At 60.3% G+C, this 25,507-nt stretch carries 21 protein-coding genes and 4 tRNA genes; 11 read left to right on the forward strand and 14 right to left on the reverse strand.

Going from position 1 to position 25,507, the window contains the following annotated elements:
* Positions 1-42: 42 nt before the first annotated feature.
* From lon to AB4O05_RS21755, 8 genes are all read right to left on the reverse strand, one after another.
* The gene (gene lon / locus AB4O05_RS21720) at positions 43-2,439 is read right to left on the reverse strand and encodes an endopeptidase La (RefSeq protein ID WP_460135362.1); all 2,397 of its coding nucleotides are present in this window, start codon (positions 2,437-2,439) and stop codon (positions 43-45) included.
* 161 nt (positions 2,440-2,600) lie between these two features.
* A complete protein-coding gene (gene clpX / locus AB4O05_RS21725; RefSeq protein WP_460135361.1) occupies positions 2,601-3,884 on the reverse strand; it encodes an ATP-dependent Clp protease ATP-binding subunit ClpX in 1,284 nt (427 codons plus the stop codon).
* 112 nt (positions 3,885-3,996) lie between these two features.
* Positions 3,997-4,632, reverse strand: coding sequence for an ATP-dependent Clp endopeptidase proteolytic subunit ClpP (gene clpP, locus AB4O05_RS21730; RefSeq protein ID WP_003174822.1), 636 nt, complete (start codon positions 4,630-4,632; stop codon positions 3,997-3,999).
* 91 nt (positions 4,633-4,723) lie between these two features.
* The gene (gene tig / locus AB4O05_RS21735; protein WP_460135360.1) at positions 4,724-6,034 is read right to left on the reverse strand and encodes a trigger factor; all 1,311 of its coding nucleotides are present in this window, start codon (positions 6,032-6,034) and stop codon (positions 4,724-4,726) included.
* A gap of 399 nt (positions 6,035-6,433) precedes the next feature.
* Positions 6,434-6,509: transfer RNA gene (locus AB4O05_RS21740), tRNA-His, on the reverse strand.
* A 76-nt stretch (positions 6,510-6,585) separates the two neighbouring features.
* A tRNA-Leu gene (locus AB4O05_RS21745) sits at positions 6,586-6,670 on the reverse strand.
* Between the two features lie 56 nt (positions 6,671-6,726).
* Positions 6,727-6,802, reverse strand: a tRNA-His gene (locus AB4O05_RS21750).
* A 32-nt stretch (positions 6,803-6,834) separates the two neighbouring features.
* Positions 6,835-6,911 (reverse strand) — tRNA-Arg (locus tag AB4O05_RS21755).
* Positions 6,912-7,186: 275 nt separating this feature from the next.
* Between AB4O05_RS21755 and folD the strand changes: the two genes are divergently transcribed.
* On the forward strand, positions 7,187-8,041 hold the full coding sequence (folD, locus tag AB4O05_RS21760; protein WP_460135359.1) for a bifunctional methylenetetrahydrofolate dehydrogenase/methenyltetrahydrofolate cyclohydrolase FolD: 855 nt from the start codon (positions 7,187-7,189) through the stop codon (positions 8,039-8,041).
* A 209-nt stretch (positions 8,042-8,250) separates the two neighbouring features.
* Positions 8,251-9,174: a D-alanyl-D-alanine endopeptidase gene (pbpG, locus tag AB4O05_RS21765; protein ID WP_460135358.1), complete on the forward strand. Its 924-nt coding sequence runs from the start codon at positions 8,251-8,253 to the stop codon at positions 9,172-9,174.
* Positions 9,175-9,271: 97 nt separating this feature from the next.
* Here pbpG and AB4O05_RS21770 read toward each other — a convergent pair whose 3' ends face one another.
* Both AB4O05_RS21770 and AB4O05_RS21775 read right to left on the reverse strand, forming a co-directional pair.
* A complete protein-coding gene (locus AB4O05_RS21770) occupies positions 9,272-10,612 on the reverse strand; it encodes a sensor histidine kinase (protein ID WP_460135356.1) in 1,341 nt (446 codons plus the stop codon).
* Positions 10,609-11,268: a response regulator transcription factor gene (locus AB4O05_RS21775; RefSeq protein WP_460135355.1), complete on the reverse strand. Its 660-nt coding sequence runs from the start codon at positions 11,266-11,268 to the stop codon at positions 10,609-10,611. The genes AB4O05_RS21770 and AB4O05_RS21775 overlap by 4 nt, the downstream gene beginning before the upstream one ends.
* Before the next feature lie 132 nt (positions 11,269-11,400).
* On the opposite strand from AB4O05_RS21775, the gene AB4O05_RS21780 reads away from it, so the two are divergent.
* The 4 genes from AB4O05_RS21780 to AB4O05_RS21795 all read left to right on the forward strand — a co-directional run bounded on the left by AB4O05_RS21780 (position 11,401) and on the right by AB4O05_RS21795 (position 15,428).
* The gene (locus tag AB4O05_RS21780; RefSeq protein WP_460135353.1) at positions 11,401-11,724 is read left to right on the forward strand and encodes a PepSY domain-containing protein; all 324 of its coding nucleotides are present in this window, start codon (positions 11,401-11,403) and stop codon (positions 11,722-11,724) included.
* A gap of 81 nt (positions 11,725-11,805) precedes the next feature.
* A complete protein-coding gene (locus tag AB4O05_RS21785) occupies positions 11,806-12,276 on the forward strand; it encodes a DUF2271 domain-containing protein (RefSeq protein ID WP_460135352.1) in 471 nt (156 codons plus the stop codon).
* 25 nt (positions 12,277-12,301) lie between these two features.
* Positions 12,302-14,482, forward strand: a complete 2,181-nt coding sequence (locus tag AB4O05_RS21790) for a PepSY domain-containing protein (protein ID WP_460135351.1) — start codon at positions 12,302-12,304, stop codon at positions 14,480-14,482.
* Positions 14,472-15,428, forward strand: a complete 957-nt coding sequence (locus AB4O05_RS21795; RefSeq protein ID WP_460137527.1) for an FAD:protein FMN transferase — start codon at positions 14,472-14,474, stop codon at positions 15,426-15,428. The genes AB4O05_RS21790 and AB4O05_RS21795 overlap by 11 nt, the downstream gene beginning before the upstream one ends.
* A gap of 9 nt (positions 15,429-15,437) precedes the next feature.
* On the opposite strand, the gene AB4O05_RS21800 is transcribed toward AB4O05_RS21795, so the two are convergent.
* Entirely contained in the window at positions 15,438-16,115 is a 678-nt protein-coding gene (locus tag AB4O05_RS21800; protein ID WP_460135350.1) for a C39 family peptidase, read from the reverse strand.
* Between the two features lie 210 nt (positions 16,116-16,325).
* On the opposite strand from AB4O05_RS21800, the gene AB4O05_RS21805 reads away from it, so the two are divergent.
* Positions 16,326-16,529 (forward strand): hypothetical protein, encoded by a 204-nt coding sequence (locus AB4O05_RS21805; RefSeq protein ID WP_460137757.1) that lies wholly within the window; start codon positions 16,326-16,328, stop codon positions 16,527-16,529.
* A gap of 123 nt (positions 16,530-16,652) precedes the next feature.
* On the opposite strand, the gene AB4O05_RS21810 is transcribed toward AB4O05_RS21805, so the two are convergent.
* Complete coding sequence (locus tag AB4O05_RS21810; RefSeq protein ID WP_460135348.1) at positions 16,653-17,936, reverse strand: Zn-dependent hydrolase; 1,284 nt, start codon at positions 17,934-17,936, stop codon at positions 16,653-16,655.
* A 57-nt stretch (positions 17,937-17,993) separates the two neighbouring features.
* Entirely contained in the window at positions 17,994-19,481 is a 1,488-nt protein-coding gene (locus AB4O05_RS21815; RefSeq protein WP_460135347.1) for an NCS1 family nucleobase:cation symporter-1, read from the reverse strand.
* Positions 19,482-20,074: 593 nt separating this feature from the next.
* Here AB4O05_RS21815 and hydA point away from each other — a divergent pair.
* The 3 genes from hydA to preA all read left to right on the forward strand — a co-directional run bounded on the left by hydA (position 20,075) and on the right by preA (position 24,345).
* Positions 20,075-21,514, forward strand: coding sequence for a dihydropyrimidinase (gene hydA, locus AB4O05_RS21820; protein WP_460135346.1), 1,440 nt, complete (start codon positions 20,075-20,077; stop codon positions 21,512-21,514).
* 189 nt (positions 21,515-21,703) lie between these two features.
* Positions 21,704-23,071: an NAD(P)-dependent oxidoreductase gene (locus AB4O05_RS21825; protein WP_460135345.1), complete on the forward strand. Its 1,368-nt coding sequence runs from the start codon at positions 21,704-21,706 to the stop codon at positions 23,069-23,071.
* Entirely contained in the window at positions 23,071-24,345 is a 1,275-nt protein-coding gene (preA, locus tag AB4O05_RS21830) for an NAD-dependent dihydropyrimidine dehydrogenase subunit PreA (protein WP_460135344.1), read from the forward strand. Before AB4O05_RS21825 ends, preA begins: the two co-directional genes overlap by 1 nt.
* Positions 24,346-24,402: 57 nt before the next feature.
* Here preA and AB4O05_RS21835 read toward each other — a convergent pair whose 3' ends face one another.
* Positions 24,403-25,023 carry a TetR family transcriptional regulator C-terminal domain-containing protein gene (locus AB4O05_RS21835; protein ID WP_460135343.1) on the reverse strand — a complete coding sequence of 207 codons (621 nt, stop codon included), beginning with the start codon at positions 25,021-25,023 and terminating at the stop codon, positions 24,403-24,405.
* A gap of 116 nt (positions 25,024-25,139) precedes the next feature.
* Between AB4O05_RS21835 and copC the strand changes: the two genes are divergently transcribed.
* Positions 25,140-25,505, forward strand: a complete 366-nt coding sequence (gene copC, locus AB4O05_RS21840; RefSeq protein ID WP_460135342.1) for a copper homeostasis periplasmic binding protein CopC — start codon at positions 25,140-25,142, stop codon at positions 25,503-25,505.
* Positions 25,506-25,507: the final 2 nt, after the last annotated feature.

A 25,507-nucleotide genomic window follows, 5' to 3' on the forward strand; every position in this document is an offset into this window, starting at 1 on the left:
GGCTCTAAAAAGCTGTCAAGGAAGACCCCAGGCTTATTCGCATTAATGCGTGCTAATTCTTTCCTTGGAATCAGACTCACGTTTTTCGTCCTTTGCAACTATCTCCGGAGCCACATCCGGCAAGGGCTCCGGCGCGTATTGCAGCGCAATTTGCAGGACTTCGTCAATCCATTTAACCGGTTTAATCTGAAGATCCTGCTTGATATTGTCAGGAATTTCCTTCAAGTCGCGAACATTCTCTTCAGGAATGATCACGGTCTTGATTCCACCCCGGTGTGCGGCAAGCAATTTCTCTTTCAGCCCACCGATAGCCAATACCTGACCACGCAGGGTGATTTCCCCCGTCATCGCCACATCGGCGCGCACCGGAATGCCGGTCAATGCCGAAACCAGCGCCGTGCACATGCCTACACCAGCGCTGGGGCCGTCCTTGGGCGTCGCCCCTTCCGGCATATGGATGTGGGTGTCGTGCTTCTCGTGGAAGTCCAGGGGAATCCCCAGGCTTCGCGCACGGCTGCGCACCACGGTCTGCGCGGCGGTGATCGATTCGACCATTACGTCACCCAGGGAACCGGTCTTGATCAACTGGCCTTTGCCCGGGATCACCGCAGCCTCGATAGTCAGCAATTCGCCGCCCACCTGAGTCCACGCCAGGCCAGTCACCTGCCCTACCTGATCCTGCTGCTCAGCCAGGCCGTAACGGAATTTACGCACGCCGAGGAAGTGTTCCAGGGAGTCGGCCGTGACCTTCACCGAGAAGCGTTTTTCCAGTGCATGTTCCTTGACCGCCTTGCGGCAGATCTTCGCAATCTGACGCTCAAGGCCCCGCACACCGGCCTCGCGGGTGTAGTAACGCACGATATCGCGGATCGCCTCGACCTCGAATTCGATCTCGCCCTTCTTCAGGCCGTTGGCCGAAATCTGCTTGGGCGCGAGGTATTTGACGGCGATGTTGATCTTTTCGTCTTCGGTATAACCCGGCAGACGAATCACCTCCATCCGGTCCAGCAAGGCTGGCGGAATGTTCATGGAGTTGGAGGTGCACAGGAACATGACGTCGGACAGGTCGTAGTCGACTTCCAGATAATGGTCGTTGAAATTGTGGTTCTGCTCCGGGTCGAGCACTTCCAGCAAAGCCGATGCCGGATCGCCACGCATGTCGCTGCCCATTTTGTCGATTTCATCGAGCAGGAACAGTGGGTTGCGCACGCCCACTTTTGTCATTTTTTGAATCAATCTTCCCGGCATCGAACCGATGTAAGTCCGGCGATGGCCACGAATTTCCGCTTCATCGCGCACGCCGCCCAGGGCCATTCGCACGAATTTACGGTTGGTGGCATTGGCGATCGACTCGGCCAGCGAGGTTTTGCCCACGCCAGGCGGGCCAACCAGGCACAACACCGGGCCACGAATCTTCTTCACGCGCTTTTGCACGGCGAGGTATTCGAGAATGCGTTCCTTGACCTCTTCGAGGCCATAGTGATCGGCGTCGAGAATGTCTTCGGCGCGCGCCAGGTCAAGACGCACTTTGGTCTGAGCCTTCCACGGCACTTGCACCAGCCAGTCGATGTACGAGCGCACCACGGTGGCTTCGGCCGACATCGGCGACATTTGCTTGAGTTTGTTCAGCTCGGCGGTGGCTTTGGTCAGGGCATCTTTCGGCAGACCGGCGGCATCGATGCGCTTTTTCAGCTCTTCGATTTCGTTGTGGCCTTCCTCGCTGTCGCCAAGTTCTTTCTGAATGGCCTTCATCTGCTCATTCAGGTAGTACTCGCGCTGGCTGCGCTCCATTTGTTTCTTCACGCGACCACGGATGCGCTTCTCGACCTGCAGGAGGTCGATTTCGGCATCCAGCAACGCGAGCACGTGCTCGACACGGGCCGGCAGGTCGATAATTTCGAGGATATCCTGCTTCTGCTCGATTTTCAGCGCCATGTGCGCGGCCATGGTATCGACCAGGCGGCTCGGCTCATCGATGCTGTTGAGCGAAGAAAGGACTTCAGCCGGGACTTTCTTGCCCAACTGCACATACTGCTCGAATTGCGAAAGCAGGCTGCGGACAAACACTTCGGACTCGCGCTCAGGGGCCTCGACTTCGTCGATCAGCACCACTTCGGCACGCAGGTGACCGTCCACCTCCATGAAACGCTCGACCGCGCCGCGCTGCTCGCCTTCCACCAGCACCTTGACGGTGCCATCAGGCAACTTGAGCAATTGCAGTACCGTCGCAATAGTGCCGACGCGATACAAGGCATCTTCGCCTGGATCATCATCAGCCGGGTTTCTCTGGGCCAACAGCAGGATCTGCTTGTCGCCCGTCATCGCAGCCTCGAGGGCTTCGATAGACTTCTCGCGCCCCACGAACAGCGGGATAACCATGTGCGGATAGACGACGACATCACGCAACGGCAGGAGAGGCAATTCGATGGTTGTCTTCATGATTTCGCCTCTATGACAGTTCAAAAATAAGCTTGAAACCAAGATGGGGGCTGCGTGTAAAAAAAACAAGCTCAATAGCCTGTTGTTACACGTAGTAAAAAACCTTATGAAAAACAAAGGGCCCCTAAAGGCCCCTTGTTTGTACCGAAACTGCGAAACGCTTACGCGTCTGGCGCAGCCTTGGCCGCCGGCTCACTGTTTTCGTAGATGTACAGTGGCTTGGACTTACCTTCAATAACGCTTTCGTCGATCACCACCTTACTCACCTCGGACTGCGAGGGGATTTCGTACATGGTGTCGAGCAATACGCCCTCGAGAATCGAACGCAGACCACGCGCACCGGTCTTGCGCTCGAGCGCCCGCTTGGCCACCGACTTGAGTGCGTCGGTACGGAACTCGAGGTCTACACCTTCCATCTCGAACAACTTGGCGTATTGCTTGGTCAGGGCGTTTTTCGGCTCGGTGAGGATCTGAATCAGGGCAGCCTCATCCAGCTCGTCCAACGTCGCCAGGACTGGCAGACGACCAACGAATTCCGGGATCAGACCGAACTTGACCAGATCGTCAGGCTCGACTTCACGCAGGGACTCGCCCACCTTCTTGCCTTCTTCCTTGCTGCGCACTTCTGCACTGAAACCAATGCCGCCACGGGTGGAACGTTGCTGAATAACCTTTTCCAGCCCGGAGAACGCACCGCCACAGATGAACAGGATGTTACGCGTATCAACCTGAAGGAATTCCTGCTGCGGATGCTTGCGGCCGCCTTGTGGCGGTACGGAAGCAACCGTGCCTTCGATCAGTTTCAACAGGGCCTGCTGCACGCCTTCACCGGAAACGTCCCGGGTGATCGACGGGTTGTCGGACTTGCGCGAAATCTTGTCGATTTCGTCGATGTAGACAATACCCATCTGGGCCTTCTCTACATCGTAGTCGCATTTCTGCAGCAGTTTCTGAATGATGTTCTCGACGTCCTCACCCACGTAGCCAGCCTCGGTGAGGGTGGTGGCGTCGGCGATGGTGAAGGGAACGTTCAACAGGCGAGCGAGAGTTTCCGCAAGCAAGGTTTTACCCGAGCCCGTGGGGCCGATCAGCAAGATGTTGCTCTTGCCGAGTTCGACTTCGTCGCCTTTCTTGTCACGCTGGTTCAAGCGCTTGTAGTGGTTGTATACCGCTACGGCCAAAACCTTCTTTGCACGCTCTTGACCAATCACGTATTGATCAAGGATGCCGCTGATTTCTTTAGGCGAAGGCAATTTATGCGCGTTGCTTTCGGCCTGGGCTTCCTGCACCTCCTCGCGGATGATGTCATTGCACAGGTCGACGCACTCGTCGCAGATAAAGACCGAGGGGCCGGCAATCAATTTGCGTACTTCATGCTGGCTTTTGCCACAGAAGGAGCAATAGAGCAGCTTGCCGTTGTCCTCGCCGTTGCGGGTGTCAGTCATTCGTTCGATCCAAATCCGATAGGCTTGCAACACAAGATGAAGGCTTATGCGGGCTTTTTCAAGCCCGCCGGTGATCGGACACGCCGACCAGCCCTATTTTGAGCTGCTTATATTAAGCGGGGCGCTTTTCGATCACCGCGTCGATCAATCCGTATTCACGTGCGGCTTCGGCGCTCATGAAATTGTCACGGTTGGTATCACGCTCGATTTCTTCCAGGGTGTGCCCGCTGTGCTTGGCCATCAGCGTATTGAGGCGTTCGCGGATGAAGAGGATTTCCTTGGCGTGGATTTCGATGTCCGACGCCTGCCCCTGGAAACCGCCCAGTGGCTGGTGAATCATCACGCGCGAGTTCGGCAGGCAGTAACGCTTACCCTCGGCGCCGGCCGTCAGCAGGAATGCACCCATGCTGCACGCCTGGCCAATACAGGTCGTCGATACGTTCGGCTTGATGAACTGCATGGTGTCGTAGATCGACATGCCCGCCGTCACCGAACCGCCTGGGGAGTTGATGTAGAGATGGATGTCCTTGTCCGGGTTTTCCGCCTCAAGGAACAGCAATTGCGCACAGATCAGGTTGGCCATGTAGTCCTCTACAGGACCCACCAGAAAGATCACTCGCTCCTTGAGCAGGCGCGAGTAGATGTCGTAGGCGCGTTCGCCTCGAGCGGATTGCTCGACAACCATCGGGACCAGGCCGCCTGCGGCCTGGATATCAGAGTTCTGCTGAATATAGGAATTACGGAACATGCTCTGCAGTTACTCCCAAATAGTCATGTCTTGAAAACGCATAAGCCAGCGCGAGGCTGGCTTATGGTTGAATTTCCAACGAGTTGGACAATCAGTCGGCTTGTGCTGCTTCCGCCGGCTTGACTGCTTCTTCGTAAGAGACCGCTTTATCGGTCACCTTAGCCTTCTGCAGAACAGTATCCACAACTTGTTCTTCCAGCACAACCGAACGTACTTCGTTCAGTTGCTGGTCATTCTTGTAGTACCAAGCCACGACCTGCTCAGGCTCCTGGTAGGCCGAAGCCATCTCCTGGATCATTTCACGAACGCGGTCTTCGTCAGGCTTGAGGTCGAACTGCTTGACCACTTCGGCCACGATCAGGCCCAGCACAACGCGACGCTTGGCCTGTTCTTCGAACAGCTCGGCCGGCAATTGGTCAGGCTTGATGTTGCCACCGAACTGCTGGACCGCTTGAACGCGCAGGCGATCCACTTCGTTGGACAGCAGGGCCTTAGGCACTTCGATCGGGTTGGCGGCCAGCAGACCGTCCATGACCTGGTTCTTGACCTTGGACTTGATAGCCTGACGCAGCTCGCGCTCCATGTTCTTGCGAACTTCGGTGCGGAAGCCTTCGATACCGGTTTCCTTGATACCGAACTGATTGAAGAACTCTTCGTTCAACTCTGGCAGCTTAGGCCCGGAAACACTGTTGACGGTCACGGTGAACTCGGCGGCTTTGCCAGCCAGGTCCAGGTTCTGGTAGTCAGCAGGGAATTCCAGGTTCAGAACGCGCTCTTCGCCAGCCTTGGCGCCAACCAGGCCGTCTTCGAAACCAGGAATCATGCGGTTGGAACCCAGCACCAGCTGAGTACCCTTGGCGGAGCCGCCAGCGAATGCTTCGCCGTCAACCTTGCCGACGAAATCGATATTCAACTGGTCTTCGTTCTGAGCAGCGCGCTCGGCCACTTCAAAACGGGTGTTCTGCTTGCGCAGGATTTCCAGCATGTTGTCCAGGTCGGCATCAGCCACTTCGGCGCTCAGGCGCTCGATGGCGATACCGTCGAAACCGGCAACGGTGAACTCCGGGAACACTTCGAATACGGCAACGTATTCCAGGTCCTTGCCGGCTTCCAGGGACTTAGGCTCGATCGAAGGCGAACCAGCCGGGTTCAGCTTTTGCTCGACAACTGCTTCGTAGAAGGAAGCCTGGATCACGTCACCCACAGCCTCCTGACGCGCATCGGCACCAAAACGACGCTTGATTTCGCTCATTGGCACCTTGCCTGGACGGAAACCAGCGATCTTGGCCTTTTGGGCAGTCTGCTGCAGACGCTTGTTGACCGCAGTCTCAATACGTTCTGCCGGCACGGTGATGCTCAGGCGGCGCTCGAGAGCAGTAGTATTTTCAACAGAAACTTGCATGGATATTCCTCGTTGCACAGACGTTAGCCGGCCATTTCCGACCCCAATCAAGGGCATGCATTCTAGTGGGTCAAACTCAAGAAGTCACCCTACTGGAAATACGCCCGTAAACAGCCGGCAATTTATCGGTACGAGAGCACTGCTGCACCTCGCCCCGCTGACAAATACAGCCAATTACCCCAGGGCTCTGCGCCGCCCTTCTATATATAGAAGAAGCCGCCATTCATCGCCCCGGCGCGCCGCCCCGCAGTGAGGGCGGGCAGACAACGCGGCATCATCGAGACACATAAATACGATGAAACGCCCTGACGTTGCGACTCAACACCTGCAGCCGCCAACCTTTCGAACCGCTGAAACCAAAAAAGGCGCCAGACTGTTAAATCTGGCGCCTTTCGAATATGGGGTGGACGAAGGGGATCGAACCCTCGACAACGGGAGTCACAATCCCGTGCTCTACCAACTGAGCTACGCCCACCATATTGCATCAACAAAGAAACCAAACCACTTCTTTGTTCAACCCTGCCCTTCATGCCAACGGGCAACGCTGTAATTGGTGCGGATGAAGAGACTCGAACTCTTACGCCTTGCGGCGCTGGAACCTAAATCCAGTGTGTCTACCAATTCCACCACATCCGCGCTTGAAGCTCTTAAAGCAAAGGCGCCAGATGATTAATCTGGCGCCTTTCAGAATATGGGGTGGACGAAGGGGATCGAACCCTCGACAACGGGAGTCACAATCCCGTGCTCTACCAACTGAGCTACGCCCACCATATAGCGCTACTTGTGCCAAAGCTGCCTAATGGCGCACCCGGCAGGACTCGAACCTGCGACCATCCGCTTAGAAGGCGGATGCTCTATCCAGCTGAGCTACGGGCGCCTTATTAATCTGTACTCTTGGAGGATTACAAACTAAGTGCTTCCAGCCTTGCAGAACAACCATTCTGCTCGGCCTTCTTAACCAGTGCTAGGCTGTGCCCGACAAGTGCGACGAATAGTATAGAGGGCCCGGAAACCCGTCAAATCTTTTTTAAAAAAAATTCATTTTATTTAAGGGGTTAGGCCAATTTGCAGACCAACCGCCTTTGCCCTCACGTCTTGGCGTGCGAGAATGCGCGCACTTTTCCTCCCCCTCTCGATGGTTAATCACGCGTAATGACTGCACAACTTATCGACGGCAAATCAATCGCCGCCAGCCTGCGCCAGCAGATCGCCAAACGAGTCACCGAGCGCAGCCAGCAAGGCCTGCGTACGCCGGGCCTCGCGGTGATCCTGGTCGGCAGCGATCCTGCCTCTCAGGTTTATGTCTCGCACAAGCGTAAAGACTGTGAAGAGGTCGGCTTTATCTCCAAGGCCTACGACTTGCCTGCCGACACCACCCAACAGGCCCTTACCGACCTGATTGACGATCTCAATGACAACCCGGCGATCGACGGCATTCTGGTGCAACTGCCACTACCTCAGCACCTGGACGCCTCCAAACTGCTGGAGCGCATCCGTCCGGACAAGGACGTCGATGGCTTCCACCCCTATAACGTCGGCCGCCTGGCCCAGCGCATCCCGCTGCTGCGCCCCTGCACCCCGAAAGGCATCATGACCCTGCTGGAAAGCACCGGTGTCGACCTGTACGGCCTCGACGCCGTCGTGGTGGGCGCATCCAACATCGTCGGGCGCCCGATGGCCATGGAACTGTTGCTGGCCGGCTGCACCGTCACCGTGACCCACCGTTTTACCAAGGACCTCGCCGGCCACGTCGGGCGTGCCGACCTGGTGGTGGTTGCGGCCGGCAAGCCGGGCCTGGTCAAGGGTGAGTGGATCAAGGAAGGTGCCATCGTCATCGACGTGGGCATCAATCGCCAGGCAGATGGCAAGCTGGTCGGCGACGTGGTGTACGAAACCGCCCTGCCTCGCGCAGGATGGATCACTCCGGTGCCCGGCGGCGTAGGTCCGATGACCCGTGCCTGCCTGCTGGAAAATACCCTGTACGCGGCAGAAACCCTGCACAGCTAATAACCAGCGGTACTGAAAAAGCCCTGCCTTATCGCAGGGCTTTTTATTGCCCGGCATAAAACCTGTTTTTTCTTAGTTTTTAAGCACTTTCGTCTGGTTCTAGAAGAACATTCGACAGTTTTTGTTCCATACTCCTAAAATGTAACGCCATTTGTCATATAACCCGTTGCAGAACGGTATCTTCTTACCTTTTTAGCGAGTTCATCCGCGTGAAAATTCGTCTCTCTCTTGTCAGCCTATTTTTTGCTTTCACAGGCACCTTCGCGCACGCCGCCGAATCCACCCTGGCCCCGCGCGACCCGTCCAAACTGCAGATTGCCTCCGGTAGCGCCATGCTGGTAGACCTGCAAACCAACAAGGTCATCTACGCCAGCAACCCCGACGTGGTGGTGCCGATCGCCTCGGTGAGCAAGTTGATGACCGGCCTGATCGTGCTGGAAGCCAAGCAGAACATGGATGAATACATCGATATCAACATCACCGACACGCCAGAGATGAAAGGCGTGTTCTCCCGCGTGAAGATCGGCAGCCAAATGCCGCGCAAGGAAATGCTGCTGATCGCCCTGATGTCCTCGGAAAACCGCGCCGCCGCGAGCCTGGCCCACCATTATCCAGGCGGCTATGCGGCCTTTATCGCGGCAATGAACGCCAAGGCCAAGGCCCTGGGCATGACCAACACGCATTACGTCGAACCCACTGGCCTGTCGATCCACAACGTCTCCACCGCCCGCGACCTGAGCAAGCTGCTGGCCGCCGCGCGCCATTACCCGCTGCTCAGCCAGTTGAGCACCACCAAGGAAAAGACCGTGGCGTTCCGCAAGCCCAACTACACCCTGGGCTTCTCCAACACCGATCACCTGATCAACCGCGCCAACTGGGACATCAAGCTGACCAAGACCGGCTTCACCAACCAGGCCGGTCATTGCCTGGTACTGGTCACCAGCATGGGTAATCGCCCGGTGTCGCTGGTGATCCTCGATGCATTCGGCAAGTTCACCCACTTCGCCGATGCCAGTCGTATTCGCAACTGGGTCGAAACCGGCAAGAGCGGCTCGGTGCCGGACGTCGCGTTGCGCTACAAGGCCGACAAGAACCTGAAAAACCGCCCGAACGCGGTTGAGGCGCGTCGCTGAACAACACACGCAACCAGCGTGCCGGCCTCTAAACGCCCCGACGAGTTCGGGGCTTTTTTTGCGCGAACCACCCACCGCGCCCGTCACGACAGACGATTCACTCAATCACCGCCACGGGTAAAAACTGGACATCCACTTCAAATCCGTCCGCCCTTCCTGTCGCTGGCGATACCAGGGTCATACGCGCCTTGCTCCCCTGGACAATGGTTTTGACAATCGCCAGGCCCAACCCCGAGCCGCTGGATGCGCTGGCGCCCCGCACAAAGCGTTCGGTCAGGCGTTGCAACACCGGCGCCGGGACAGCCGGCCCACCATTGATGACCCGCAGCAGCGCCTGCTCCGTGAGGATGACGTCGACCGATTGATCGGCAGCCCCATACTTCAAGGCATTCTCGATCAGGTTGCGCAGCAGGATGCCAAAGGCGTCCGCATCGATCGCTGAATAAACACTGCCCTGGGTCGGAAGTTGTAACCGGATACGCTGCGCGCTGCTGTGCCGCCACTCATCGACCCCATGGGCCAGCAATGGAATCAGGTCCTGAGGCACCTCGGACAGCAGCCCGCCGCCCTCGGCCTTGGCTAACTGCATGAGTTTTTCCGAAAGCCGTGACAGCTCGCGCAGCGCGTTTTCGATCTTCGCCGCCCGCAAGCGCAACGGCCCCTCCGGCGCTTCATGACGCAGGCGCTGGATCTGCGCCAACGTCGCGGCCAACGGCGTGCGCAGCTCATGGGCACTGTTTGCGGTAAAGCTGCGCTCGGCTTCCAATGCCTTGCGCAAGCGCTCGAGCAGGTGGTTGATCGCGTCGGCCAATGGGTCGATTTCCGCCGGCAACCTCTCCACGCGGATGGGCGATAAGTCTCCCGCGCCGCGGGCCTCTACGGCACGGCCATAGGCCAACACACTACGCAAACTGACCCGCACAAACAGCCAGGTGCCCAACAGGCTGATGGGAATCAGCGCCAAAAGCGGTATCAATAAGGCACACACGGCTTCCCGCGCCGCCTCACGTCGATGTGCCAGAGGCTCGGCTATCTCGATAAACAACGTGTTGCGCAGCGCGCTCGCGCCATACAGTCGGTATTTTCCAGTGGTGGAAAACCCCTCGGCCGGTTGTGTGTTGAAGATCTTCGGGTTGGCATCATGGGATTGCATCAGGATCTGGCCCTGCGCATCGCGCACCAGGTAGGTCAAGTGTTCCTTGTGCAATTTCAGCCCGGAGATGTGCTGGGCTGCGCTTGGATCCTCGCGGTTGCTGATTTCCAGCACGGCCAGGGGCAGGATGCGTTGCGCGGTTTCTTCCAGAGCACTGTCGAACGCCTCGTTCAGCTCCTGCTGCAACATCAACCAGGCGCCGACGGTTGCCCCCAGCCACAGCAAGGTCATGCCCAGGGTCAACCCCAGGCCCAGGCGTTTTTGCAGGCTGATCGAGGCGTTCATACGGCCATCAGCCGATAACCCATGCCACGCACGGTTTCCACCAGGTCGCGCCCCAATTTTTTGCGCAGACGGCTGATATACACCTCAATGGTGTTGCTCTCGATTTCCGCACCAAACGCGTACAAGCGTTCTTCGAGCTGCGACTTCGACAGCAACGCCGTGGGGCGCTGCACAAACGCCTCGAACAGCGCCCATTCGCGCGCCGTCAGGTCAACGGTGACGCCAGCGCGCCGCACGGTGCGCGCGTTCAGGTCGACCTGCAGTTCGCCAAGCTTGATCAGCGGGTTGGGGTTGCCGCTGTAGCGACGGGCCACGGCGGCCACGCGGGCCGAGAGTTCAAACAGGTCGAACGGCTTGACCAGATAGTCGTCGGCCCCGGCATTGAGGCCGGCGATACGATCGGAAATCTGGTCCTGGGCAGTCAGGATAATCACCGGCGTTACGTTGCCGGCCGCCCGTTGCTGGCGCAAAAAGTCCAGGCCGCGACCGTCCGGCAGCATCAGGTCCAGCAGGATCAAGTCGTACAGCGTGGAACGCACACTGCTGGTGGCATGGTCCAGTCGCTGCACCCAATCGACGGCGTGGCCATCATCGGCAATCTGTTCGCGCACCGCGTCCCCAAGCCCGGGCGCGTCCTCGACCAATAAAACCCGCATCTGGCACCCCCTGTGATGGTAGTCGTGCAGCACCCTAGCCGCCTTACCTGACGTGAATCTGAAGATTCAGCTGGTTGTCAGGAATGCCCGCTAAGGTAAGCCGCACAGGCCAGATCCGACCGGAGACAGATCATGAAATCAGCGTTTATTGCCGCCACCGCATTGCTGAGCCTCCTGCTCGCGGGAGAAGCCTTGGCCGATGACGACTGCAACGAGCCGGTCAGCGACTGGCAACCGCGCGAAACCCTGCGCCAGCAGGTGGAGCGGCAATACGGCTGGAGCGTACAGCGCATCAAGGTCGACGACGGCTGCTACGAACTGAAGGGCTCCGACCGTAAGGGCAATCGCATCGAAGCCCGCTACGCCCCCGCCACTTTGCGCCTGCGCAAGCTGGAAATTCATTTCCGTGGCAACGGTGACGCCCAGGATTACCTCAACCGCCCTGGATCTGAATGATCGAGCTTTATCTCTGGCTTTCAGGTTGCTGTCAGCCAGCAGGTCCAGGCTCCCGCCCCAACGCTCAAGCAGGACATCCTCATGAAAAAGATCATTGCCATTACCTGCCTCGCCGGCACCCTTGCCTTGTCAGTGCCGGCCCAGGCCCGCGAAGTGACCCTGACGACCCAACTCAAAAACTACAGCGGCAACGGTGCGTACCTGGCGATCTATGTCACCAACGCCAACGGCCAGTATCAAAAAACCCTTTGGGTCGCCGGCAAGAAGACCAAGTACTACCGGCACCTGGGCGACTGGGCGCGCGGCAGCGGCATGAACCCGAGCGAGTTCGACGGGCTCAGCGGCGCCAGCGTCGGCAGTGGCCGCACCCTCACCGTCAGCGTTGAACTGGCCGACACGTTGATCGATGCCGGTTATCAGATCCGTATCGACGGCGCCGTGGAAGACAAACGCGATAGCCGCGCCGATGTCAGTGTTCCCCTGACATCGGGCGGGTCAGGTAAGCCGGCCACCGGCAACACCTATGTCGAGTCTTTTACCTACGACCTGTAGTCCCTGCGATTTCCGGAGGCTGAACATGCTTCGCCAGTTCCATTCACTGCCCGGCCTGATCGCCGCCCTGCTGGTGATGATCATGGCCATCAGCGGGGCGGTTTTGTCCGTCAACCCGGCGCTGGAACGCCTGCACGGCACGTCAATCGCGGCCGGGCAACTTGACGTTGGCCAGTTGGCCGGGCACATCGCCCAGCATTTCAACGGGGTGGAACAGATCCAACGCAGCCCCTCCGGGACGGTGATCGTGTACTACACCCAGGACGGCCAGGCCAGTGCGCAAACCGTCGACCCACTGACTGGCCAGGGGCTTGGGCCCTATGAGCCGTCCAGCCTTTCACGCTGGGTGAAGGAGCTGCACCGCTCGCTGTTCATGGGCACGGCGGGGCATGGGGTCGTCGGCGTCGGTGCGTTATTCATGGTGATGCTTTCAGTGTCTGGCGCACTGCTGCTGGCCCGTCGCCTGGGCGGCGTGCGCAACATGTTGCGGCCCCTGCGTGGCACGTTCAGCCAGCGCTGGCATGCCGAAGTCGGGCGCCTGGCCGTACTCGGGCTGCTGCTCTCGGCCTTGAGTGGTCTCTACCTGTGCGCCACCACGTTCGAGGTGATCACCGACGGCAGTCAAGCCGAGTCGGCTTACCCGGCCCGCACCAGCGTCGACGCGGCGCGGCCGGTGACCACCCTCCAAGCCTTGCGGGCCATCGACCTGAATGATCTGCGCGAACTGGTTTACCCGAGCCCCGGCCACCCACAGGATGTGTTTTCCCTGCGCACCACCCAGGGGGATGGTTACGTGGACCCGGTCAACGGCGCATTGTTGTCCTATCAAGCCCACGGTTCGCTGCACCACCTGTATGAATTGATCTATCAATTGCACACCGGTGAAGGTCTCTGGTGGCTGGGCCTGCTCCTCGGGCTCTGTGCCCTCAGCGTTGCGTGGCTGAGCACGACCGGCATCCTGCTTTGGTGGCGTCGTCGCAGGGCAGGTCCGCACATTGACCATAACAGCCTCGCCCACTGCGCCGACAGCGTGATTCTGGTGGGCAGCGAAAACAACACCACCTGGGGTTTTGCCAACACCTTGCACCAGGCGCTGCATCAGGCCGGGCACCAGGTTCATAGCGCCGCGATGAATACCTGGACCGGGGACTACCGCAGCGCGCAGCGGGTTTTCATCCTCACCGCCACCCACGGCGACGGCGACGCGCCCGCCTGCGCCTCGCAGTTCCTGAAGCGGCTGAACCGGTTGGGTATCAAGCCCGGTCAGCCCTTTGCCGTGCTGGGTTTCGGCGACAGGCAGTTTGCGCACTTCTGTCAGTACGCCCAGGCGGTGCAAGCCGCCCTGGTGCAAGCCGGTGGCGTGGCGTTGTTGCCACTGGAAACCATCAACCGCCGCTCCTCACAAGCATTCGCGCGCTGGGGCCGCGACCTGGGCGACGTCCTGGGGCAGGCACTGACACTGGTCCATAGCAGCGAGCCACCGCCTACCCAGCCACTGGTGCTGGTCGGCAGCACCGTCTATGGCGAGCGCATGCAATCACCGACCCGTATCCTGCGGTTCAAGGTGCCCGGAACATTGCCGAGCTTTCAGGCCGGCGACCTGGTCGGCATTGTCCCGCCGGGCAGCCCGATACCGCGGTTTTACTCGCTGGCCAGCAGCGCTGACGATGGTGTGCTGGAGATTTGCGTGCGCAAACACGCAGGCGGCCTGTGCTCGGGGTTCCTGCACGACCTGACGGTCGGCGCGTCGATCGACGCTTTTATTCAGCCCAACCCGCAATTTCGCCCGGCGTCGGGCGCGCACCCGGTGATTCTGATCGGCGCGGGTACCGGTATCGGTCCCCTGGCCGGTTTTATCCGCAACAACAAGGCCAAACACCCGATGCATTTGTATTGGGGCGGGCGCAACCCAGCTTCGGATTTCCTCTACGAACCGGAGCTCAATGGTTACCTGGCCGATCGCCGCCTGACCACCTTGCGCGCCGCGTTTTCCCAGGCCCAGGATCACAGCCATGTACAGGATCGGTTGCGCAGCGACGCCCTGGCGTTGCGGCGGCTGATGGAAAAAGGCGCCCAGGTGCTGGTGTGCGGCAGTCGTGAAATGGCCAAAGGCGTGATGCAGACCCTGGATGAAGTGCTGGCGCCGCTCAACCTGAGCGTGCAGGCGCTCAAGGCACAAGGACGCTACCGTGAAGATGTGTACTGACACACAACGCTACAGCCTCAATGGCGAGACCATGGGCACACGCTATACCGCCGTGTTCTATACCGAGGCCGGCATCGACACCGCTGCGATCAGCCGTGGCCTGGCCGAGGCCGTGGGCCGGGTGGACCGGCAGATGTCCATCTGGAAAGCCGACTCCGACCTCAATCGCCTCAATAACGCCCCTGAGCAGCAATGGCTGTCAGTCCCCAGGGAACTGGCCACGGTGTTGGCCGCCGCGCTACGGGTCAGCCAGCAATCCCACGGAGCCTTCGACATCGGCGTGGGTGATCGGGTCAAGGCCTGGGGCTTCGGCCCCGGCGCACCGTCGATCACCGAACAGACACTTGCCAGCGTGCCGCCACGCGTTCACCGATCAGCCCACACTGCGTTGACGGTGGACCTGCAACGGTGTCAAGTGCGCAAGCGCGCGCCCCTTGACCTTGACCTCAACGGCATCGCCAAGGGGTTTGGCGTCGACGAACTGGCACGCTGCCTGGACCGTTTCGGGCTGACCTGCTACCTGGTCGGTATCGATGGCGAGATGCGCGCCCGAGGCGTCAAGCCGACGGCCCAGCCTTGGGTGGTGGCGATTGAAAAACCCTGTCGCGACCGACGTGAAGTGATGGGGGTCATGGAGCTTTGCGATGCGGCCATCGCCACGTCCGGCGACTACCGGCATTGGCTCGACATCCAGGGGCAGCACCTTGCTCACACCCTCAACCCCACGACCGGCGCACCGTTGTGCAATACCGTCGCGGCCGTCACGGTGGTGGCCGCATCGTGCATGCTTGCCGATGCATGGGCCACGGCGCTGATGGTACTGGGCGAAATCGAAGGCCCCCGCCTGGCGCAGGAGCGCGGGATGGATGCGCTGTTCGTGCTGCGCGAAGGTGAAAACCTTAAAGAACTATCGATTGTCGGCGGCGCATTGCAGTGCGCGGAGTGAGCCCACGCGTTACCGGTTGCCGGCTCCAGGCACTTCGGCCAACACCTTGAGTGCCTGCGCCGCTGCCCGCTCCTGCCCGGCCTGAGCGGTGGCGTTCGCCGAGTCGCGCCAGCGCTGCGCATCCACATGGGCCGGCAACTGGCTGGGGCGCTGGATCAGGATCGCCCAATGCCCGGCGCCTTTCCAGGCCGACTCGAAATCGCTGAAGCTCATCAACCGCCGCCGGTCGAGGCCCGAACGCAACAACACCGTGCTTTTCTGCTGGTTGAACCCCACCACCACGACGTAGTGTGCTTCAGACCAGAACCGCCCACCGATCCGCGCCATCACCGGGTAACCGGCCGCCACTTGCGCCAGTACTGCCGTCAGTTGGGTGTCCAGCGGATACACCATCAGCCCGTACTCACGCGCCAGCACCTGCATGTTGCGCGCAAGATCCGCCTCGGCGCCCGGCAAGTGCAGTGGCTTATCCAGCAACCCCGGTGTCATGACAATGCCTTGTTGCGACAGCATGCTGGCCAATGCCGTAGGACCGCTCTGATAAGCCTCGCTGCGAAAGGTCGGCACACCATTGAGTTCGACACGTTCCGGCAGGCCCGCCAGTTTCGACGGCTGCCCGGAACACGCCGCCAGCCACAGGGTGCAGGCCAGCAACAGGGATGTTTGAAGGTTGGACCGTAACCGCACTGTTTTACTCTCTTGATCAACTGCCGGTAAGGGCCCTGATCATAGGACGCTCAGCCCCGCGGGTATAGCCCAAAGGCAGGATGAACGGCCCGGGATAGAGCAAAGAAGTTGAAAGGACACGACCATTGGTCAATAGCAGGCAACCGTCTGATGACTAGACTGTCCATTGAGAAGACTGTGTGTGCCCCTGCGGGGCGTAAGGAGGCCCGAATGAGCCTTGCAACAACGATTTTCCTGTTGATCTGCGGTTGGCTGTCGGTAGCCGCTGCCATGTTGTGGGGGGTGCTGCGCATTACCCGCCGGTACCATCACCCCCACGTCACACCCGCTGCCCCCGCCGAGCCGCATAAAGGCACGGGACACCACGCGAAGTGCCAGCAGGAGGGTCGTCATCATCGGATACTGGCGCAGTAGCCGCGTCGCTCTTCAGGGCCGCATCGCGGGCAAGCCCGGCTCCCACATGCTGATGTGTGAATAGGGAACTGGCTTGCTTGCGATGGCGGCAGACCCATCAGCAGTGGATCAACCGCCCCACCTTCAGGCCGCCAGCTTGCCGCTGGCGATTGCCGCCGAGGCGGCCACCATCGCCCGCAGCAACACCGCACATCCGGCCGCCAGGTCATCCGGCGCGGCGTTTTCGATTTCGTTGTGGCTGATGCCGCCTTCACACGGCACAAAGATCATCCCCGCCGGGCCAAGCTCGGCGACAAAGATCGCGTCGTGCCCTGCCCCGCTGACGATGTCCATGTTCGACAGGCCCAACCCATTCGCCGCATCCCGCACGGCGTCCACGCAGCCTTGGTCGAAATACAGCGGCGGGAAGTCGGCGGTGGGTTCCATCTCATACGTCAACCCATGCTTGGCGCAGGTCTCATCGATGACCTTGCGCACCTGGGCAATCATCGAATCCAACCGTGCCGGTTCCAGGTGACGGAAGTCCAATGTCATGCGCACTTCGCCAGGAATCACGTTGCGTGAACCGGGATACGCCTGCAGGCAACCGACAGTACCGCATGCATGGGGCTGATGCCCCAACGCCGCCGCATTCACCGCCGCGACCACGGCCGCCGCCCCCACCAGGGCGTCCTTGCGCAGGTGCATCGGCGTTGGCCCGGCGTGGGCTTCGACGCCGCGCAATGTCAGGTCGAACCATTTTTGCCCGAGGGCACCAAGGACCACGCCGATGGTTTTCTTCTCGTCCTCAAGAATCGGCCCTTGTTCGATATGCGCCTCGAAATAGGCACCGACCTTGTGCCCACTCTCCGCACGCGTACCGGCATAACCAATGGCATTGAGGGCATCGCCCACGGAGACGCCATCGGCGTCGACCTTGGCTAACGTCTCGGCCAACGTGAACTTCTCGGCAAATACGCCGGAGCCCATCATGCACGGCGGAAAGCGCGAGCCCTCTTCATTGGTCCACACCACCACTTCCAGGGGTGCCTCGGTTTCCAGGTTGAGGTCATTGAGGGTACGCAGCACCTCCACCCCCGCCAGCACGCCAAAACAGCCATCGAACTTGCCGCCGGTAGGCTGGGTGTCGATGTGGCTGCCGGTCATTACCGGTGGCAGGTTGGGATTGCGCCCCGGGCGACGCGCGAAGATATTGCCGATGCCGTCGACGGTCACGGTGCAGCCGGCCGCCTCGCACCACTGCACAAACAGGTCGCGGGCCTTGCGATCAAGATCGGTAAGGGCCAGGCGGCACACGCCGCCCTTGGGGGTGGCGCCGAGTGTGGCCAGGTCCATCAGCGACTGCCACAAGCGGTCGCGGTTGATGTGCTGATCGGTCGATTGCAGAACGTCGAGGGCAGCGCTCATAAGGATCTCCTCAAGCTACATTTTCTTATGGATCGATTCGGTCAAGTGTGGGCGCATTTACAAAGGGGCTTTGGCGGCAACCGAGCGGGCCCCGCGCTTAGCGTTAAGCCCGTAATACAACAGGCCACCCAACGCCGAACCGGTAAACCAGCCATAGCTGTAGAACCAGCTGAAGGCATCGCTGCCCAGTGACAGCAAGGTCAGCACCACCGGCACGCCGAAGGCGACAAAGCCACTCCAGTTCCATGCCGGGTACACGTCGTCACGGTACAAACCGGCCAGGTCCAGGTGTTGTTTGCGGGTGATGAAGTAGTCCACCACCATGATCCCGGCAATCGGCCCCAGCAGGCTCGAATAGCCCAGCAACCAATTGGAATACACAGTTTCCAGGCTCACATCCGAAACGATCAGCCCAAGTTTTTTCAGCAGTTCATGGGCCATCAGCACCAGCCCGACCAAGCCGGTCAGGATCACCGCAGTGGTGCGGTTGATCAGCTTGGGCGCGATATTCTGGAAGTCGTTGGTGGGCGAAACGATGTTCGCCGCCGTGTTGGTGGACAACGTGGCAACAATGATCAATGCCATGGCCACCGCCACCCACACCGGGCTCTGGATATGCCCGATCAGGGTGACCGGGTCGGACACGCTCACCCCCACCAGTTTCACCGACGCGGCGGTCATCACCACACCCAGGGCGGCGAACAGGAACATGGTCAGCGGCAGGCCGAAAATCTGCCCGAGGATCTGATCCTTCTGGCTCTTGGCGTAGCGGCTGAAGTCAGGAATATTCAGCGACAAGGTGGCCCAGAACCCCACCATCGCCGTAAGGCCGGCCATGAAGTAACCAGTGAGGCTCGCGCCTTCGGGACGCTTGGGCGGGATCGCCATCAACTCGCTGATCGACACATTGGGCATCGCCCACACCAGCAGGCCAATCCCCACCGCCACCAGCAACGGCGCCGACAGGGTTTCCAGGCGCTTGATCGACTCGGCGCCACGCAGCACCACCCACAGGTTAAGGGTCCAGAACAGCATGAAGCCGATCACTTCACCGGTGCCACCGAGCGCTTTCCAGCCGTCGAAAATCGAACCCAGGAACAGGTGAATCGCCAGCCCGCCAAACAGGGTCTGGATCCCAAACCAGCCGCACGCCACCAGTGCGCGTATCAGGCACGGCACGTTGGAACCGAGGATGCCGAACGACGAACGCAGCAACACCGGAAAGGGGATGCCGTACTTGGTGCCGGGGAAAGCATTGAGGGTCAGCGGGATCAGCACCACGATATTGGCCAGCAGAATCGCCACCAGCGCCTCGCCCACCGACAGCCCGAAATACGCGGTGAGCACCCCGCCCAACGTGTAGGTGGGCACGCAGATCGACATGCCGACCCAAAGCGCGGTGATGTGCCACCTGTTCCAGGTGCGTTCATGCACCTTGGTCGGGGCCATGTCGTGGTTGTAGCGAGGGCTGTCGAGGACGTCCGGGCCGGCGTCGAGTTCGTACAGCCCGTGGCGCTCAATGACTTGCGATCTGTTCTGTTGCATGGCCGCTCCACGGTTTTTTCGAATTATTTTTGCTCACCTGCGCAGGTTAAGGCAGGTGGCCGGAGTACCTCGTAAACAACATGACATCACGGGCCCGGCCAGCCGTCACTGCACTCAATAACCGTGCCGAAAACCGCCGCCCCACCCACACCGCTTATATAACTGGCTGATGTTAATCAGCTTTCCGATTGAACCTGCGGTACTTGCCACGCCACTCAGGCTGGATAACGTGGAAGTTGCCCGCACTGTCAGGACTCAATCTGGTGCAACACCATTATTTTTATTTCCCGGCCCCGTCAAGCGGCATATCTCAAGCGTCTGATTTGCAATAAGAAATGTTGCTCATATCTGGAACCTGTCAAGTGCGTCAAAATGGTGAGAGACCGCCACATTTTGGTGATTTTTATTTTTTATCCTTAAAAATCAATAAATTAAAACAACTAAACACTTATAAAAAATCTGCTTGCCCAATCATAAAACTCGGTCTAGTTTCTATTCCTGTCACCGATGACAGGATTTAACCACGCCATCGGCAAGCAGCATTACAACACTTAGAACTGGCACAAGCCGGTCAAGCCTGTGAGGAACTCGACATGTCGCTGTTGATCCGTGGCGCCACCGTTATTACCCATGATGAACGTTACCGCGCCGATGTGTTGTGCGCAGGCGGCCTGATTCGCGCCATTGGCACGGACCTGGATATTCCCGCCGGCACGCAACTACTCGATGGCAGCGGCCAATACCTGATGCCCGGCGGCATCGACCCCCACACCCATATGCAACTGCCCTTCATGGGCACCGTGGCCAGTGAAGACTTTTTCAGCGGCACCGCGGCCGGCCTGGCCGGCGGCACCACGTCGATCATCGACTTCGTGATTCCCAACCCGCAGCAGTCGCTGATGGAGGCGTTCCACCAGTGGCGTGGCTGGGCCGAAAAATCGGCGTCCGACTACGGCTTTCACGTGGCGATCACCTGGTGGAGCGAACAGGTGCGCGAGGAAATGGCCGAACTGGTCAGCCACCACGGTATCAACAGTTTCAAGCACTTCATGGCCTACAAGAACGCGATCATGGCCGCCGACGACACCCTGGTCGCCAGCTTCGAACGTTGCCTGGAACTGGGCGCGGTACCCACCGTGCATGCGGAAAACGGCGAGCTGGTGTACCACCTGCAACGCAAGCTGATGGCCCAGGGCATCACCGGGCCGGAAGCGCACCCGCTGTCGCGCCCGTCGCAGGTGGAAGGCGAAGCGGCCAGCCGCGCGATCCGTATCGCCGAGACCATCGGCACGCCGCTGTACCTGGTGCACGTCTCGACCAAAGAGGCGCTGGATGAAATCACCTACGCTCGTGGCAAGGGCCAGGCCGTATACGGCGAAGTCCTCGCCGGCCACCTGTTGCTCGACGACAGCGTTTACCAGCACCCCGACTGGCAGACCGCCGCCGGCTACGTGATGAGCCCGCCATTCCGCCCACGCGGGCACCAGGAGGCGCTGTGGCACGGCCTGCAATCGGGCAACCTGCACACCACCGCCACCGACCACTGCTGCTTCTGCGCCGAACAAAAAGCCGCCGGCCGTGACGACTTCAGCAAGATCCCCAACGGCACCGCCGGTATCGAAGACCGCATGGCGCTGTTGTGGCACGAAGGCGTCAACAGCGGGCGCCTGTCGATGCAGGAGTTCGTCGCGCTGACCTCCACCAACACCGCAAAAATCTTCAATCTCTACCCACGCAAAGGCGCGATCCGCGTGGGGGCCGATGCCGACCTGGTGCTGTGGGACCCGGAGGGCACCCGCACTATTTCCGCCACCACCCACCACCAGCAAGTCGACTTCAACATCTTCGAAGGCAAGACCGTGCGCGGCGTGCCGAGCCACACCATCAGCCAGGGCAAGCTGGTCTGGGCCGATGGCGACCTGCGTGCCGAGCGCGGTGCCGGGCGGTATGTGGAACGGCCGGCGTATCCGTCGGTGTTCGAGCAGTTGCGCAAGCGGGCGGAGCATTCCAGGCCCGTTGCCGTCAACCGCTGACCCTCTCCTTGTAGGAGCGAGGGGGACGCCTAGTTCTTGCTCGCGAAAATCGTTAACAAGAACGCGCAAAGCCTGATACCCACCGGTGCTCTCAGGTTCTTCGCGAGCAAGAACTAGGCGTCCCCCTCGCTCCTACAGGTTGCGTCAATCAATGCCCGCCAGAGGCAAAAAAAACGTGAGGCCAAACCCGTGATCCAGACCCTGAGCCACCTCCCCCATCCCCATGAGGATGGCACCACCCTCGCCAGCCACTTCACCGACCTGGCGCCGCCCCTCAACGCCCGGCAGGCCCAATTGGAAGCCTCGCGCTGCCTGTACTGCTACGACGCTCCGTGCGTGAATGCGTGCCCCAGCGAGATCGATATTCCGTCGTTCATTCGCAATATCCACACCGACAACGTGCAAGGCGCGGCGCAGAAGATCCTCTCGGCCAATATCCTCGGCGGCAGCTGCGCACGGGTCTGCCCTACGGAGATCCTGTGCCAGCAGGCCTGTGTGCGTAACAACGCCGAAGAATGCGCCCCGGTGCTGATCGGCCTGTTGCAGCGCTATGCCGTGGACAACGCGCACTTCAGTGAGCACCCGTTCCAACGCGCCGCGCCGACCGGGAAACGGATCGCCGTAGTGGGTGCCGGGCCTGCGGGGCTGGCCTGCGCGCATCGCAGCGCCATGCACGGCCACGACGTAGTGATATTCGAAGCGCGCGAAAAAGCCGGCGGCCTGAATGAATACGGGATCGCCAAGTACAAACTGGTGGATGACTTCGCCCAGAAGGAACTGGAGTTTCTCTTGCAGATCGGCGGTATAGAGATTCGTCACGGCCAGCGCCTGGGCGTCAACCTCACCTTGAGTGACCTGCACCAGCAATTCGATGCAGTGTTCCTCGGACTCGGCCTGGCAGCGAGCAAACAACTGGGGCTGCCCCACGAGGACGCTCCGGGCCTGCTCGCCGCCACCGACTACATCCGCGAATTGCGCCAGGCAGACGACCTCAGCCAACTGCCCCTGGCCGACCGCTGCATCGTGCTCGGCGCCGGCAATACCGCCATCGACATGGCCGTGCAAATGGCCCGCCTCGGTGCCCGTGACGTGAACCTGGTGTACCGCCGTGGCCTGGCGGACATGGGCGCCACCCACCACGAACAGGACATCGCCAAGGCCAACCAGGTCCGCCTGCTCACCTGGGCCCAGCCCGAAGCCGTGCTGCTCGATGACCAGGGCCACGTACGCGGCATGCGCTTGGCCCGCACCCACCTGGAAAACGGCCGCCTGCTGCCCACCGGCGAAACCTTCGAACTGGCCGCCGATGCGATCTTCAAGGCCATCGGGCAAGGCTTTGACGACGCGGCGTTGCACGATCCCCTGGCCCAGCAACTGCATCGCGTGGGCGAACGCATCTTCGTCGACGAACAGCTGCGCACCAGTATTCCTGGGGTCTATGCCGGAGGCGATTGCGTCAGCCTCGGCCAGGACCTCACCGTGCAGGCGGTGCAACACGGCAAGCTGGCAGCCGAAGCCATGCACACCCAACTCATGCTTCACGTGGAGGCTGCGTAATGGCCGATCTCTCGATTGTGTTCGCCGGTATCAAAGCCCCCAACCCGTTCTGGCTGGCCTCCGCGCCGCCCACCGACAAGGCCTACAACGTGGTCCGCGCCTTTGAGGCGGGCTGGGGCGGCGTGGTGTGGAAAACCCTGGGCGAAGACCCGGCGGCGGTCAACGTGTCGTCGCGTTACTCGGCGCACTACGGCGCCAACCGTGAAGTGCTGGGCATCAACAACATCGAACTGATCACCGACCGCTCCCTGGAGATCAACCTGCGGGAAATCACCCAGGTGAAAAAGGACTGGCCCGACCGCGCGTTGATCGTCTCGCTGATGGTGCCGTGCGTCGAGGCGTCCTGGAAAAACATCCTGCCCCTGGTGGAAGCCACCGGCTGCGACGGCATCGAACTGAACTTCGGCTGCCCCCACGGCATGCCCGAGCGCGGCATGGGCGCGGCAGTGGGCCAGGTGCCGGAGTATGTGGAACAGGTGACGCGCTGGTGCAAGACGTATTGCTCGCTGCCGGTGATCGTCAAGCTCACGCCGAACATCACCGACATCCGCGTGGCGGCGCGCGCAGCGTATCGCGGCGGCGCGGACGCGGTGTCGCTGATCAACACCATCAACTCCATCACCAGCGTCGATCTGGAGCGCATGGTCGCCTTGCCGACGGTCGGCACCCAGAGCACACACGGCGGTTACTGTGGCTCGGCGGTCAAGCCGATTGCGTTGAACATGGTCGCGGAAATCGCCCGCGACCCACAGACCCAAGGCCTGCCCATCTGCGGGATCGGCGGCATTGGCAATTGGCGCGACGCTGCGGAATTCGTGGCCCTGGGCTGCGGCGCGGTGCAGGTGTGCACGGCGGCGATGCTGCATGGGTTTCGCATCGTTGAAGAAATGAAGGATGGCCTGTCGCGGTGGATGGACAGTCAGGGTTACACCAGCCTGCAGGAATTTGCCGGGCGCGCGGTGGGCAACACCACGGATTGGAAGTACCTGGATATCAACTACCAAGTAATCGCCAAGATCGATCAGGCCGCCTGTATTGGCTGTGGGCGTTGCCATATCGCCTGCGAGGACACCTCGCACCAGGCCATCGCCAGTTTGAAACAGGCGGACGGCACGCATAAGTATGAGGTGATCGATGATGAGTGCGTGGGCTGCAACTTGTGCCAGATCACCTGCCCGGTGGCGGACTGCATCGAGATGGTGCCCATTGATACGGGCAAGCCGTTCTTGAATTGGACGCAGGATCCGAGGAATCCCTATCGGGAGGCGGTGTAATCCTTCAGGCCGCTATTGGGGGCCTGCCCCCCGATAGCGGCTCCTCAACCGCACCACTCAAGGCTCCAACCCTATCCCGCGCAGAATCACACTGATCACCGTCTGAATCGCCTTCTCGAACTGCCTATCCGACAATGGCTGGTGATCATTCAAAATCTTCACCTGGTGGTCAAAGTCGGCATAGTGCTGGGTCGAGGCCCAGATCATGTACAACAGGCTCGACGGCTCCACCGGCAGGATGCGCTTGTCTTCCACCCATTGGCGAATCTTCGCTTCCTTCATCTTGGCCCAGTCGTACAGGCTCTCATCCAGCGCTTCACCGAGGGTCGGCGCGCCGTGGATGATTTCGTTGGCCCAGACTTTGGAACCATAGGGCCGCGTGCGTGAACGCTGCATCTTGGCGCGGATGTAACTGCTGAGCACCACTCGCGGGTCGTCAAAGGTTTCGAAGCTCAGGGCATCCTGCTTCCACACATCCAGCAGGTCGAACAGCACCGCACTGTACAGCTCGCTCTTGGTGCTGAAGTAGTAATGCAGGTTGGAGCGCGGCAACTGCGCCTGTTCGGCGATGTCGGCCATAGCGGTGCTGCCATAGCCTTTCTCGGCGAAGACTTTCTCCGCTGCGAGCAGGATTTTTTCGACATTGACCCGACGAATTCCGATCTTGTGATTGCCCATAAGGGCTCCCTGACAACTACATGGTTCAAAGACTACCACCCGCTCTAGATCGGGGCGACAGGCGCAGCCGAAACTTCGTACACTGCGCGTTCCTACTCGTCGATTGGTATTGCGCAATGTTGATCAAGAAAACCCTGACCACCGTCGCCCTGCTCGCCTCCCTGCTGGGTGCCTCGGCGGCCTTTGCCCATGCCCACCTCAAGAGCTCGACACCGGCGGCCGACAGCAGCGTCACCGCGCCCAAAGACCTGCGCCTGACCTTCAGCGAAGGCGTCGAGGCGACCTTTACCAAGGTCTCCCTGAGCAAGGACGGCACCGAAGTCGCCATCAAAGGCCTGGAAACCCCGGACGCCGACAAAAAAGTCCTGGTGGTCACGCCGGCCGCGCCGTTGGCCGCCGGCACCTACAAAGTGGTGTGGAACGCGGTGTCGGTCGACACCCACAAGAGCAACGGTGAATACCAGTTCAAGGTCGGCCAATAACC

The organism is Pseudomonas sp. S1_G07 (assembly GCF_054668565.1).

Excerpts from the sequence above, each read along its gene's own strand:
- lon (WP_460135362.1), bottom strand. The coding sequence starts at position 2,439 with ATGAAGACAACCATCGAATTGCCTCTCCTGCCGTTGCGTGATGTCGTC.
- clpX (WP_460135361.1), bottom strand. The coding sequence starts at position 3,884 with ATGACTGACACCCGCAACGGCGAGGACAACGGCAAGCTGCTCTATTGC.
- clpP (WP_003174822.1), bottom strand. The coding sequence starts at position 4,632 with ATGTTCCGTAATTCCTATATTCAGCAGAACTCTGATATCCAGGCCGCA.
- tig (WP_460135360.1), bottom strand. The coding sequence starts at position 6,034 with ATGCAAGTTTCTGTTGAAAATACTACTGCTCTCGAGCGCCGCCTGAGC.
- folD (WP_460135359.1), top strand. The coding sequence starts at position 7,187 with ATGACTGCACAACTTATCGACGGCAAATCAATCGCCGCCAGCCTGCGC.
- AB4O05_RS21770 (WP_460135356.1), bottom strand. The coding sequence starts at position 10,612 with ATGAACGCCTCGATCAGCCTGCAAAAACGCCTGGGCCTGGGGTTGACC.
- AB4O05_RS21775 (WP_460135355.1), bottom strand. The coding sequence starts at position 11,268 with ATGCGGGTTTTATTGGTCGAGGACGCGCCCGGGCTTGGGGACGCGGTG.
- AB4O05_RS21780 (WP_460135353.1), top strand. The coding sequence starts at position 11,401 with ATGAAATCAGCGTTTATTGCCGCCACCGCATTGCTGAGCCTCCTGCTC.
- AB4O05_RS21785 (WP_460135352.1), top strand. The coding sequence starts at position 11,806 with ATGAAAAAGATCATTGCCATTACCTGCCTCGCCGGCACCCTTGCCTTG.
- AB4O05_RS21790 (WP_460135351.1), top strand. The coding sequence starts at position 12,302 with ATGCTTCGCCAGTTCCATTCACTGCCCGGCCTGATCGCCGCCCTGCTG.
- AB4O05_RS21795 (WP_460137527.1), top strand. The coding sequence starts at position 14,472 with ATGTGTACTGACACACAACGCTACAGCCTCAATGGCGAGACCATGGGC.
- AB4O05_RS21805 (WP_460137757.1), top strand. The coding sequence starts at position 16,326 with ATGAGCCTTGCAACAACGATTTTCCTGTTGATCTGCGGTTGGCTGTCG.
- AB4O05_RS21810 (WP_460135348.1), bottom strand. The coding sequence starts at position 17,936 with ATGAGCGCTGCCCTCGACGTTCTGCAATCGACCGATCAGCACATCAAC.
- AB4O05_RS21815 (WP_460135347.1), bottom strand. The coding sequence starts at position 19,481 with ATGCAACAGAACAGATCGCAAGTCATTGAGCGCCACGGGCTGTACGAA.
- hydA (WP_460135346.1), top strand. The coding sequence starts at position 20,075 with ATGTCGCTGTTGATCCGTGGCGCCACCGTTATTACCCATGATGAACGT.
- preA (WP_460135344.1), top strand. The coding sequence starts at position 23,071 with ATGGCCGATCTCTCGATTGTGTTCGCCGGTATCAAAGCCCCCAACCCG.
- AB4O05_RS21835 (WP_460135343.1), bottom strand. The coding sequence starts at position 25,023 with ATGGGCAATCACAAGATCGGAATTCGTCGGGTCAATGTCGAAAAAATC.
- copC (WP_460135342.1), top strand. The coding sequence starts at position 25,140 with ATGTTGATCAAGAAAACCCTGACCACCGTCGCCCTGCTCGCCTCCCTG.